At 41.0% G+C, this 13,119-nt stretch carries 10 protein-coding genes; 3 read left to right on the top strand and 7 right to left on the bottom strand.

Annotated elements, in window-relative coordinates; genetic code table 11:
• Nucleotides 1–41 precede the first annotated feature (41 nt).
• Both R9C00_06455 and R9C00_06450 read right to left on the bottom strand, forming a co-directional pair.
• Nucleotides 42–599 carry a hypothetical protein gene (locus R9C00_06455; protein WPO37083.1) on the bottom strand — a complete coding sequence of 186 codons (558 nt, stop codon included), beginning with the start codon at nucleotides 597–599 and terminating at the stop codon, nucleotides 42–44.
• 112 nt (nucleotides 600–711) lie between these two features.
• Nucleotides 712–3,312 carry an adenosylcobalamin-dependent ribonucleoside-diphosphate reductase gene (locus R9C00_06450; GenBank protein WPO37082.1) on the bottom strand — a complete coding sequence of 867 codons (2,601 nt, stop codon included), beginning with the start codon at nucleotides 3,310–3,312 and terminating at the stop codon, nucleotides 712–714.
• 605 nt (nucleotides 3,313–3,917) lie between these two features.
• Here R9C00_06450 and R9C00_06445 point away from each other — a divergent pair.
• Nucleotides 3,918–4,928 (top strand): aminotransferase class I/II-fold pyridoxal phosphate-dependent enzyme, encoded by a 1,011-nt coding sequence (locus R9C00_06445; protein WPO37081.1) that lies wholly within the window; start codon nucleotides 3,918–3,920, stop codon nucleotides 4,926–4,928.
• Nucleotides 4,929–5,221: 293 nt separating this feature from the next.
• Here the strand turns inward: R9C00_06445 and R9C00_06440 are convergent, their stop codons facing one another.
• The 4 genes from R9C00_06440 to R9C00_06425 form a co-directional block, all read right to left on the bottom strand.
• The gene (locus tag R9C00_06440; protein ID WPO37080.1) at nucleotides 5,222–6,085 is read right to left on the bottom strand and encodes a hypothetical protein; all 864 of its coding nucleotides are present in this window, start codon (nucleotides 6,083–6,085) and stop codon (nucleotides 5,222–5,224) included.
• Nucleotides 6,086–6,274: 189 nt separating this feature from the next.
• Nucleotides 6,275–8,911 (bottom strand): TonB-dependent receptor, encoded by a 2,637-nt coding sequence (locus R9C00_06435; protein ID WPO37079.1) that lies wholly within the window; start codon nucleotides 8,909–8,911, stop codon nucleotides 6,275–6,277.
• Nucleotides 8,912–9,039: 128 nt separating this feature from the next.
• A complete protein-coding gene (locus tag R9C00_06430; protein ID WPO37078.1) occupies nucleotides 9,040–10,047 on the bottom strand; it encodes a FecR domain-containing protein in 1,008 nt (335 codons plus the stop codon).
• A 251-nt stretch (nucleotides 10,048–10,298) separates the two neighbouring features.
• Nucleotides 10,299–10,835 (bottom strand): hypothetical protein, encoded by a 537-nt coding sequence (locus R9C00_06425; GenBank protein ID WPO37077.1) that lies wholly within the window; start codon nucleotides 10,833–10,835, stop codon nucleotides 10,299–10,301.
• A 39-nt stretch (nucleotides 10,836–10,874) separates the two neighbouring features.
• Between R9C00_06425 and R9C00_06420 the strand changes: the two genes are divergently transcribed.
• Complete coding sequence (locus R9C00_06420; GenBank protein ID WPO37076.1) at nucleotides 10,875–11,444, top strand: hypothetical protein; 570 nt, start codon at nucleotides 10,875–10,877, stop codon at nucleotides 11,442–11,444.
• A gap of 409 nt (nucleotides 11,445–11,853) precedes the next feature.
• Nucleotides 11,854–12,576 (top strand): phenylalanine 4-monooxygenase, encoded by a 723-nt coding sequence (locus R9C00_06415; protein ID WPO37075.1) that lies wholly within the window; start codon nucleotides 11,854–11,856, stop codon nucleotides 12,574–12,576.
• A 68-nt stretch (nucleotides 12,577–12,644) separates the two neighbouring features.
• Here R9C00_06415 and R9C00_06410 read toward each other — a convergent pair whose 3' ends face one another.
• A complete protein-coding gene (locus tag R9C00_06410) occupies nucleotides 12,645–13,115 on the bottom strand; it encodes a peptidylprolyl isomerase (protein WPO37074.1) in 471 nt (156 codons plus the stop codon).
• Between the last annotated feature and the right edge of the window lie 4 nt (nucleotides 13,116–13,119).

Here is a 13,119-nt window from a genome sequence, read left to right as displayed (position 1 = left end):
TTCTACTGAGAAAGATATTTCTAGAGTTTTCTAGCTGGGTTTCAACTTCCGCCGACATCACTAGCATCGGTTATGTAGAGCTTCCATTTCTTCCGCTTGCCCCTTATTTTATGATTGGGATAGATAATTTTATCATCTACAAGGCCCCAGAGTGCTTCTTGAACTACTACTGCGGCAATTACATTGGTCACCACAATGCCTGCAGGAACTACAACAGCGGCTGTAATAAAACCTCCAATATATACCAGCCTCACAAGCCCTCTACCGGGCTTCGGGTGCTTTCGGATAGCTACTATGTCTTCCATTTTTACAATCACCGTATCGGAATATTCTACTACTTGAATAGCCGTATCGTCTAGTATCTGAAGCAAGGTCGCCCTCTTATAATCAGTATGGTTGTCTTCTACTACTCTCAAGCCTGCTTTAAGCTTTACCTTTCCCAACGTAACTGTATCGGGCACTTTGTAAAAAAGCTTGATTTTATCGTCTAATCGAATGATTTTCTTTTTTCCATTTTTCAAATGCTCAGCTACCAATACTTTTTGAGCCATAAGTTGCCCCGCAAGAAGCAGGAGAAGTGCAGTAATGATTGTTTTCATGAAAGAACTGTTTGTTTTTAATGGTTTGGAGGGAAAGTTAGGTCATTTACCCTTTAGAACAAAAAAGCCCACGCCTGAAAGCGTGGGCTCCGTATATTTCAACAAGAATTGCTTATCCACATTTGGTGTACCCGCAGCTTTTACACTTGAGGCAACCTTCTTGGTAGATCAACCCTTCTGGGTCTCCACAGCTTCCACACATGCGGTCAGCAGCGTTGGTTCCGTTCGGGATGAACTTGATCAAGGCTCTTGCAACACCATTTTTCCAAGTATTGATGTAATCTTTATCAAGGTTAAGGTTACTCACCAAATCTACAATTTGCGGCAGTGGCATACCATGGCGCAAGATACTTGAAATCAACTTCGCATAGTTCCAGAACTCCTTGCTGAATGAACGAGAAAGCCCTTCAATGGTCACTCTATAGCCTTGGCTATCGGTGTAGCGGAAATCGTAACGAGAAGAATCACCGTCTTCTACGCTACTCTTGATAATCCAGCCTTGGGTCACATAGCTAGGCAACGCAAATGCATCTTCGGCACGACCAGTGAACACCTCGTAAGGACGACCATTGAGCAAACCAACTACGCCCAACCATTGCTGGTCTTCGTTCCTAAAACGGATCACTCTTGCTTCCAATTCTTTCGGACGCTTAGGAGCTTTCGTTTCTATGATCTCGTTGAGTACCTGATCTTTGTCTTTTTCCTCTTTCTTGGTATCTGCTACCAACACACCACTCCTAGAACCGTCGCGGTACACAGTGATGCCTTTTAAACCATGCTTCCAAGCTTCTAGGTAGATTTCTCCTACTCTTTCTACAGCAACGTCTTCTGGCAAATTGATAGTTGAACTGATAGAGTGAGTCACATATTTTTGTACAATAGACTGTGTTTTTACACGCTGAATCCAATCAATTTCTTGAGCAGTTGCACCTGCATAAGGACTCTTTTCTAAATCTTTTTCCCCTGTTTTGTCCATCCAAACTTTCAATTTTGGGTGGTACACATCAAATTCTTCCCAAGAATCGCCCATTTGGTCGACGAAACTTACTTTTTTGTTTTTGTCATGTACGTTAACTTTTCTTCTACGCTTATAAGCCAACATAAATACCGGCTCAATACCAGAAGAAGTTTGTGCCAGCATACTAAGCGTACCCGTAGGCGCAACCGTACTGATAGAAATGTTCCTTCTGCCGTGCTTCATCATACGCTTGTATACCTTAGGAAGGTCTTTCTCAAGCATCTGAACAAACTCAGAAGTATTTTCAATTTCAGCATCAAAGTTGGTGAAAGAACCTCTTTCAATAGCCATGTCAATAGAGCTATCAAATTCAGCCTCACACTTCACCTTCATTATTTTATCTATTTCGGCAAGTGCATCGTCGTTGTCAAATTTCAATCCCAAAGCAGCTACAGCATCGCCAAGAGCAGTGAAACCTAGACCAGTTCTACGACCGTTTTTTCCCGCATCGTACAACAATCTCCATGTATCAATCTCGGTCTGTTTGATGTGCATCGGCTCCGAATCACTTTCAATCTTAGCGATGATACGTTCAATAGCCTCTAATTCCAAGTCTACCAAGTCGTCCATAAGCCTTTGAGACTCATAGGTTACCTCGTAGAATTTCTCCATATTGAACTTAGCCTCAGGAGTAAACGGATTCTCCACAAAACTATAAAGGTTGATCGCAATCAAACGGCAGCTATCTCCTCCTTGCATCGCAATTTCCGAACAAGGGTTGGTAGATACGTTTTCAAAACCTGGATATACCGAAGAAGTTGAATATTTATGTTGCCTATCCCAGAAAATCAATCCTGGCTCAGCAGTTTTATGGGCACATTCGATAATCGTATTCCAAAGGTCTCGAGCCTTAATAGTTTTCTTTATTTCAGGATCTTTAGCATCAATCGGCCACCTCAACATGTAATCAGTGTCCTTATCTACAGCTTCCATAAACTCATCTGAAAGTCGGATAGATACGTTCGCACCAGTTACCCTAGTAAGGTCTTGCTTAATAGTGATAAATTCTTCCACATCAGGGTGAGCAATGTCGATGGTGATCATCAATGCACCTCTTCTGCCATTTTGGGCAACTTCACGAGTGGTGTTTGAAAAACGGTCCATGAACGATACCGCACCTGTAGTAGTTCCCGCCGCATTGGCAACGTTTACGCCATTAGGGCGAAGCTTAGAAATATCGATACCTACTCCACACCTTCTTTTGAAAAGCTGCGCAAGTTGTTGGTCGGTATAGAAAATACCACCGTAAGAGTCGAAAGGCTGAGGCAATACCACACAGTTAGACAAAGATGCCAACATATAGGGATTACCAAGAGCGGCCATCACACTACCCTGAGGAATCACATATTTGAAGTCCTCAAAAAGGCTATATATTTTGTTTTCATCGAGAAGATTCCTCTTTTGCCCATATTTCGACAGCTTGCTAGTGCTTCCGTTGAGCTCGGCTTTTGTAGGATAATTTGTTTCTATCCTTGCAAATTCCTTTGCCATCCTGCGGTGCATATCGGCTGGACTAGTTTCTTTAAAGTTGCCATCTTTATCTTTTACGGCATACTTGTTCATCCAAGTTGTCGCCGCTAATTCATCTCCTTTAAAATAAACTAAGCACTTTTCTAGGGCTTCTTGGTGTGAATAACTCTTGCCTTGCTCAAGAGCGTTACCATCATTGGTTACGGTATCTTTGACTAAACTCATTGAAAATTATATTTTGGAAGATTAATATTTTATAAATGCGCGGAAGCGCAAAACTTGTTGGTAGTTTAACTTATATCCATCTTTTCAAATTAGTCTGCAATTTGTAAATATCAAAGCAGCATTACAACGTTTTTTAGACCAATCTATCTGTATAAATCGGTAAATGCTGTAAGTCAGGCGATTAAATTTTTATGAAATTTTATTAACAATTGTTAAGGAAAATGACTTAAACAACACGGTTTAGCATTATGTTATTCGTCATTTCAAGTAAAATCCACCTCCCTACAATTATAAGCCTATCAAAGTTCTTCTTAATTTAACAAAGGTAATTATGCTATTGTACAATCAGATTTATTGGCATAATCTTTAATTCTCAAAAAAATGTCAGGTGAAGTACTTTTTATAAAGAGTGTAAATTTATGGGTTTTACAAAGAGTTACTATGGCCGTCTTAGAGAATAAGCAGAAGAAAATAAAGAGGACATCAATTACGTTTGGCGTTTTTCTCCCGAAACTGCCAACCAAATTTTATTCTACAAAAACACATTTTCATGAAGCTTCGTAGTGTAGCTTTACCACTCCAAAAGCAAACCTAATTGAGACGATATGCTACACGGACACGGCGATGACGCCTACCTTTTTGATAGAGAGATTGTTGCCGATTTCAGCACCAATGTTTGGCACAAAGGAACCGACCAACGCTTACTGAATTATTTACTTCAACAACAAAAGAAAATAGGGAACTACCCCGAGCCATCGGCAGAAAGTTTGGCAAAAGCTATTGCCAGTTTCCATCAATTGGAAGAAACACACGCCCTTCCTACCAATGGCGCCACGGAAGCTTTTTACCTCCTAGCCCACTGGAACAGGGAAAGCCCGGCCACCATTTTTTACCCCACTTTTGCCGAGTACGAAGATGCCTGCCTACTCCACCGCTGCCAGATGACATACCTCCCCTATCGTACCATCAACGAACTTCCCACGCTCCCAAAAGGCATGGCGTTCATCTGCCACCCCAATAATCCCGATGGAAGAGCAACAGAGCTCTCTACTCTCAAAAAGCTTATACAGCAGAATGAACAGACCCTTTTTGTGATCGATGAAGCGTATATCGATTTTGCCCCAAGTGTGGAAAGTACGGTGCCTTATATAAAGGAGTTGGAAAACTTGGTAGTGGTAAAATCCTTGACCAAGACTTTTGCCATGCCTGGGCTGCGGTTGGGGTATGTGCTAGGGAACGAAAAAGTAATTAGAGAATTGACAAGGTTAAAAATGCCTTGGTCGGTAAATGCCTTGGCTGTAGAAGCGGGCAAGTTCATCATGGATAATTACGATGCACTGAAGCCTGACATGGGCAATATTCTTTCCGAAAAAGCAGCATTAATCACTGCATTGGCAAAAATCCACGACCTTGAAATTAGCCCTAGCCACACTCACTATTTCTTATTGAAACATAAAGCTCAAAAAGCCGCCGACCTAAAGCTAAAGCTCGTCAACGAGCATGGAATCCTCATCAGAAATGCATCGAACTTTAGAGGATTAAGCGAGTTTCATTTTCGACTGGCCACCCTTTCCACTAATAAAAACCAACTACTTTTAGATGCACTGAACCAATAGAGTTTATCACGATTTAGTCTGCATAAATTTTCTTGGTTTAAAGCTTAGTTTCGGCTAAAGCCAATACCGTTTTTGCTTCCAAACGGGGCTTAAAAACCCCGTCTATTGATTTTTTTCAGCAACATCCTTACCGCAAAGCGTGATATAGTCTAATAGACTTACAAAAAGAAAAACCGCTCGGAAACCCGGGCGGCCTTTATCTTAAATTAGAGTTTTATCTCTAATGTTCGGAGAAATTTATTCTATGAAATCCTAAATTTGAATGTTGTTTTGCGATGATTAACCTTTACTATTTATTTGGAACTCTTCATTCTTTTCAACATCCTTCTCTTAATCCTAAATTCCATCTCAAACTCTTCTGTTTCCCCATCAACAGTCCGTGTAGCCAAGTTATCGCAAGTTCCATCACCAAAATCCACCACAGAAGTAGCTTCAGATACAACTGATTCGATAGTACCAGAAACTATCCAAGGACAAGTAACCTTAGACACGAGTGGAGAAGTAATAGTTTTGGTATAAGCCACTCCTTCTACCGTTCCACTTACAGTGCCAGTGATTTCGAATACATTATCAGCTCTTGCTTCAGTATCCATTCCCTCTACCATTTTGCGCTCTTTCTCAGCTTCACGGGTAATAACTTCGCCTTCAGGAGTAGTTATTTTCCCACCTTCCAATACCACCGTGTGCGTGTATTCGCCTAAGTAGGTAAAAGTCCTTTTGCCTTCAATAGCATAGCCGTTCACTTCGTAGTTTTCAAATTCTACAATTTTCTGCGCTCCCACAGTTCCTTTTTCAGCAGTAAGTGTGATAATGATTTTACCAGATTTGCTTTTGCCTGCAGCATTTTCACAATCTTCACCAAACTCCAAGGTGATAGTTTTAGGGTAACCACCTTCAGCAGGTTCTTCAATAGTACGGGTTGCGCAGCCATTTTTGCCCCAAGTGATCCCGCCTCTTTCATTACTTGCCCCCAAATTATCGGTTGCCTCATCAAGCTCTAGCTCCATTTCACTAAATGTATTCTCGGAAAAAGTGGTAGCGTCCAATATTTCTTCTGGGCTTACATCGTCCATTCCGTTGTTCTCACAACTCATTGCCAATGCTCCAAATACAACAGCTACTAAAAGTGACTTAATACTTATCAAATGGTTTTTCATGATTTTGAAATTTAATTTGTTCAAGATTTTGTTTTTGAAATAGGTACAATCCTCCCCAGGTCTTCTTTTTTATTTTTTCAAAAAGAAGTCTAGTTACTACTTCAGAAATATTTGATTAGGTAAAATGAATTAGGTTTTACATGGTTTGTTAGATTAATTTTTCTTTGTTATTAGCCTTATTTTATAAAGTTAGAATTGGAAGTTAAGAAATAAGCTAGCTGTTCTCCCTAGTAACAATTCATCGTATATTTCTACCGAATTAAAAGTTTGGTATCCTTGCCTTGGGGCAAATACTTGATTCCTATCAAGCAAGTATTCCCTTTTCCCCACATTTTTCTGATTGTATACATTAAAGATCGACAAGCCAATTTTACCTATACCATTCCCCATCTTCATTTGGTAACTGGCAGAAACATCGAGACGGTGGTAATTCGGAAGCCTTCCGTTGTTTTGTTCATCGTATAGTATTTTCACATTTCCGTTTGTTTGCGTCATCGTATCGGTTGGGACAGAGTAAGGCCTGCCCGTGTGGAAAATCCAGTTTGCCGAAAAATCCCACTTCCCCAAGTTCACTTGGTTATACACCTTAAATTCATGCCGCTGGTCTATATTGGCAGCAAAATAGTCACCTTCCTGCAACCGGTCGTATTTATGCTTTACCTGCGCTAGCGTGTAGCCAACCGAAGTATTCAATACCTTTCCCTGCTTGTGCACCAAAATATCCACACCATTTGCTATTCCTTCACCGTCGTTGAGAACCCCAGTTACTTTCCAGCTTGGCCTAAGGTTATTTCCTCGGAACACATGCTCAAGTTCGGTAGTCATCAAACCCTCCATGTTTTTATGATAAAACTCCACATCTACGACCACGCTTCCTTTACTAAAGCTCCCTCCCACTATAAAATGATCAGCCGAAAGAACTGGTATGTACTCATCGTTTGCCAACACCCAATAATCTTGATTGATGATACTCGCCGCACTATGTTCTATCTGATTGATGAACTGGTAATACCTTCCTATCGAACCCTTTAGCTTCCAATTTTCAGTTACCTGATAGCCCATGGAAAACCTGGGTTCGGGGTAAAACTCTTTTGTAGGTGTATAGTATGTTTCCCTAAGCCCAAGAGTAAAGCTCAATTTCTCGTTTGGCGTAAAGGTATTTTGAATGAAACCTCCAATTTGCGTTCCTCCATGCTTGAACTCAAGCAGCCCTTCGGAATCACTCGCTACATCTCTATAATCTATTTGGTTGTGGGTAGTATAAAACCCAAATTCCACGTAGTTTTTGTCATTTACGGTGTACTCAAAGTTGTATCTTGCCGAAAGTTCATTAATCCTATTTTCCCTAAATACATCCCAACCTCTAGCAGTTTCCCGTTGGAAAAAAGTAGTGAGCGAGTTTTGTTCAAAAGAATAGTCACGGTAATAGTTAGACCAAGCCAAATTCAACGTTCCAAACAAATTATTAGAATGGATTCGGTTCCACCTCAAGCCAACTCCCGTATTTCCCACCAAGTATTTTTCAATACTTTCCTCGCTAAAAGAAGAGTTACTTCTTTCTGTTTTTAGGCTTTCAACAGAAACATAATCATCTTGCCCGTTATAAAAGCTCAATGAAACCAAGTCCTTTGCTGAAGGTTTCAACGATACCTTTGCATGGATGTCGTAGTAATAATAATTGGGTGTTTCAGTTCTATTTTCATTCTTGTTGGTATCGGTGTTCAGCTCAGGAAGCTCCGTCTGAGCATAGCTAAACAAACTATTGTACAAGCCCGTCTGCATGATGTCCGTATAAGCTCTTCTTGCCGAAACAAATGCCGTTGCTTTTTGCCCAATAGGAGTTTCTAACGCCACATTTGCACTCAACAGATTCACTCCAATACTTCCCGCAGGCTTGTTCGAATTCCCCGCCTTGCCAGTGATATCTACCAAGCCCGAAACCCTTCCGCCATACTTCGCTTCAAACCCTCCTCTGTACACCTGCACATCCTTCACCGCATCGGTATTGAACGAGCTGAACAGCCCGTAAAAATGGTCGAGGTGGTAAATGGTAAAGCCATCGAACAAGACCAGGTTTTGACTTGCCGAGCCTCCTCGTATGTTCAAGCCCGAAGACTTTTCACCTGCACTACTAATCCCTGGCAACATCTGCATTCCCCGCATCAGATCAGCTTCTCCTAGTTGTGGAGTTTTCACAATTTCCTTTGGGTTGAGCCTAAACTTTCCGGGCTGGTTGCCCAGTTCCATGGTCGATTTGGGAATATCGGCTATCTCCACCTCGTCCAGCATCGAATATTCGGGGGCAATTTCCAGCACCATCATGCCATCTTCAGTCAGGTCAATTTTGGTAGAAAGCGTTTGGTAACCCAAGTAACTTATTTGAATAGAATCGCTCCAACCTTTTAAGTCCACTAGAGAAAAATGTCCGTCTTGGTTGGCAACTGCTTGGGCAACCAACTTCTCCTCATTCCCTTTCACACTTACCGTGGCAAAAGGGAGCGTTTCGCCAGTCTCCACATCTTTCACTACTCCCGTTACCGAGAAAGTTGATGGGGCGATATGGTTACTCTTTTTCGGCATTTTTTCTTTTCTGATTAAGACCCTATTTCCTTTTATTATTTTAAAACCCAATCCGGTATTTTGGAGCAATAGCTCCCAAGCCTCCTCAAGGGGAAGTTGTTCTATTTTTTGATTGATTATAATGTCTTCTATTAACTTTTTCTCGTACGCTATTTTGAGTTTATACTTGCTCTTTAAGATATCAAAAACCTCTATTAAAGGTACATTTTCAAATTTTTCATTGATAATAATTGGTTCTGCACCCAAAACTATGTGTGATGTTATTAACACCAACAAACACACACTCATTTTCAATAGTTGTAAGTACAATTTTCTCCACATGATGTTAGATAACGCTAGTTGATTGAAGCTTTTTTTGAAAACGAAAATCAATTTCACTTGATGATAATTTTCCGCTCCGCTTCCAGTATTTCATAACTCAGTTCCATGGGGTAGCAAATCTGCTCCAGTGCCAGCTCCAAATCCGAGTTTTCAAACCCACCAGTGTATTTTTTATCGGAGATATCTCCTTGTATTTCTACCGAATAATCGAACTGCCTTTCTATTTCTTTCAGTGCTTGCGCTACGTCAATGTCATCGTAGGTAAACTCGCCTATCCTCCACGTTGCCTTTTCCTCAGGCTCAAAGTCGTAGCTTTCCACAATCTTTCCTGCCGCCACGCTCACCCCCAGCCCTGGAGTCAACATCTCCGATTTCTTTTTGTCTGCCGTACTCACCTTTACCTTTCCCGTGATGCAATCCACCGCCATTTTCCCGTCTCGGGCAAACACATTGAAACTTGTCCCCAACACCTCTACCGAACCCAACTCCGTCAGCACCGAAAACTTCTCCCCTTTCTTTACTTCGAAAAAGCCTTCTCCTTCTAGCTTCACCAAGCGTTCCTTTTCCCAGTTTGCTCTGTCAAAGCTTAGCTCCGAGCCGGCATTCAACTTCACCAAAGAACCATCGGGCAAGTCGATTTGTAAATGCTTACCATTCTCAGCCCTGTACGATTCAAACTGCGGTTCGTTTCCGAGGTTCATCAGGAAAAGCACCCCGATGAGCGCGGCAACACTCGCCGCCACGGCAAACTTTATCCAAGATCTGCGAGGCTTCTCCGTCTCTAACTGAACAACTTTTCCTTCGCTGTCCATTCCGCCTTCTATCACCCCCCAAATCTTCTTGATCTGCCCTTCGCTTATCTCGTCATCTTTTACATGAATAGAAAGAACTAACTTTTTGGCTTTCTCCACTTCCGCCTGCTTGTCGGAATTTTCGCTGAGCCAAGCTTCCCAAAACCGCTGGCTCTCGGCATCTGGCGACTTCACCCACTTCGAAAAGAAGGTATCTTGAGCAAAATCCTCAACGCCGTAATCTTTATATGTTAAATTCCCGTTTGCCATTGTTTTTCGGTTTCTATACAGTTAAGCCACTACCATTCATTTTGTACTCAAAAAAATGAAAAAAATTTAAAGTTTTTTTGAAGGAGTCGATAAGTTGTTGATTTTCAATCAAAAGAAAAATTACACTATTATCCAAAAGCCAATGTCATTCAACACTTGATGCCCGATAACGAGTTACAGAATCTAGCCCTTGCTTGGTCGGAGCCACGCAAGGCGTGGTAAACTGGGATGCTCTGAGTAATGGGGTTAATTTATTTTAGTTTGCTAACTATTTCTTCTTTATCAAAACCTCTCCCCCAACCACCCTTTTCTTTAAAAGAATACTCCCTAAAGATTTCAATACTTGGTAAAGGAATATTTTTATCTTCCATGATTTGAATCACATTCATGGTATGAAAATGCGAATTTTTAGCATATTCTCCTGTTCCAGCATATAAATTCGATGTACCAATTAATATCACCTCATCAACGATCCTTGTTATATAAGCTGGTATTTCATCATAAAGAGATCTAAGTTCGTAACCCATTTGAGGGGTTATTTTTTCAAACTCTTCATAAACTGCTCTTTCATCAAAAATAACCTCTGGACAGGCTTCATCCATCTCTTCTTGCCAAGACGCTGCGTCACTGGTATTTGTGTAAGACCACATTTCGTTTAATAACCATAAAAATGTATTGTTCAAAAATAATTTTTCATTTTTGATACACTTCTCTAAACAAATCAATCCAAAGGCGACTCTTGCTGTAATTGAAATTGATTTTATCTCATCAATTAAATTCTTTTTCATAGACTACTCTGACTTACAGAATCAAATAAATTTCTATCGATGATAAACAAAGCATTATTTTTCATACTCTTATTTACTCCTCTAAATGCTTTTTCTCAAAACCTACTTGAAATAGCTCTAGAAGATAAGTCATCAATTGTTGAATCAACTCCATTTTATCGAGAATTAAATATTGACACTTTTAATACTTTTTATGTACCACGACACATGAAATCCTTGAATTTTAAGGATACAACATTGCTTATTAATTTAATAAAAAAATCAAACCTTAAACTCGATACCAGTAAATGGAACCAAACAGAGTTTACCAAAAAAATCGTCGTAAAAGAAGAAGGGGAATTCATTAAAGTCAAAAAAGCTCTTTCCCTCTTTCCTAACCTAAATGAAGAAGAACAAAAAGCACTGAAAAAGGAAATAAGAAAATACAATAATAGAACTTCCTCTTGGAGAAGCTTTCCAATCGCTGTATCAAGACCCGTTTTTTCTGAAAACGGTAATTTTTCTCTAATAACCATTAGAAATGGCAACAATGGAGGGGAGATAATCCTTTACGAAAAGAGAAATGGAAATTGGTTTTTGGTTGGGTATGTAAAGAGGTGGGCTTATTAAGAGTATGTGAACCCCTAAACTAATGAAAGCCGAAAAATCAGAAGCAAGGTCTGCTAAAGAACTTTTAGATGAGCTGATTTAACTTCAAACCCCTTCCCAAATAGCCAACAGACCCCGCATCAAGATTCGGGGTGACAGAATTAAGAAGCCATTCGGTCTGGAAGACCAAGCTACAAACTTCCCATCTATTTCTAATCATCCCATCATCCCATCAGCAAATCTTCTCATTGCCTCATCCTTTCACCCTCTCATTAATCAACTAATTATGGCATCTCCAAAACGTCGTGGGCGGTCAAAACGACCACGACGGTATATTTCATTAGCAAATCTTCTCATCCCATAATCATATCCCCCAAAACCCAAACCCTCTTCATGGTGTTCTTGTAATACAACCATAAACCAACAACACATGCTGCAAGAATATGAAAAATACACCTCGGAGGACTTTGAGGTGTGGAAAAAACTAGTGGACCGACAAATGGAACAATTGCCCCAAGTGGCTTCCCCAGCTTATTTGGAGGGGATTTCCGCCATTGGGTTTACCCGAGAGGCTATCCCCAAGTTCAGCGAAGTGAACGAAGTGCTGGAAGCAAAAACAGGATGGAACTTAGAAGTGGTGAAAGGGCTGATCCCCAACAAGGAGTTTTTTGAGCTGCTGAAAAACCAACGCTTCCCCGCCTCCACATGGTTTAGGAAACTTTCCCAGCTCGGTTACCTCGAAGAACCCGACATGTTCCACGATGTATTTGGGCACGTGCCGCTGCTCACCAACCAGCATTTTTGTGACTTCCTGAGCGGCTTGAGCGAAATTGCCCTTCGGCACATTGAGAACGAATGGGCAATCGAGCTGGTTTCGAGGCTTTATTGGTATACTGTGGAGTTTGGGCTGATTCGGGAAGAAGGGAAAACTAAGATTTATGGTGCGGGCATCCTTTCTTCCAGCGGGGAGTCGGTCTACTGCCTGAGCAACAAGGCTACGCACCTGCCTTACAACGTGACTGAAATTTTGGCTACTCCTTATATAAAGGACAAGTTTCAGGAAAAATATTGGGTGATCAGTTCGTACAAAGAGCTTTACGATTCTTTGCCCAAAATAGCCGAGGTGCTGGAAAACGAACTGGTGAAGGGGTAAAAAAACAAAAGGGAGATTTAAGTTTTTTTAAAACTCAAACCTCCCTTTTTACTATGACTAAGAACTTTTTACAGCTCTGGAATATCATCGTAAGAATCGCTTAGCTCATACACTCTGATGGATTCTATTTCATCGAACCTCCTGAGCTTATAGAGCACATCAATTCCTTTAGGGCGGATTTTGCCAAAGCAAGTATGGTTTCCATCTAGGTGCTTCACTTGATCTCTTCCGAGGCAGATAAAAAACTGCGACCCGTTGGTATCTCTACCTGCATGCGCCATAGAGAGTACCCCAATATCATGCTCTTGCCTGTTTCCTGTCAGTTCGCATTTTATGAGGTAGCCTGCATGACCGGTTCCATCGCCATTGGGGCAGCCCGTCTGAATTAGGGTTTCGGGGATGTATTTGTGGAAAATCATCCCGTTGTAAAACCCTTTGTTTACCAAGTTGGAAAAGTAAGCGACCGTATTCGGCGCATCATTTTCAAACAACTCGAACTCGATTGTCCCCTTACTGGTTTCGAAAGACGCTACTAACACAGGG

Source organism: Flammeovirgaceae bacterium SG7u.111, assembly GCA_034044135.1.
Classification (GTDB): domain Bacteria; phylum Bacteroidota; class Bacteroidia; order Cytophagales; family Flammeovirgaceae.
The sequence above is the reverse complement of the archived record's forward strand: the minus strand, read 5'-3'. Positions and strand labels throughout refer to the sequence as shown.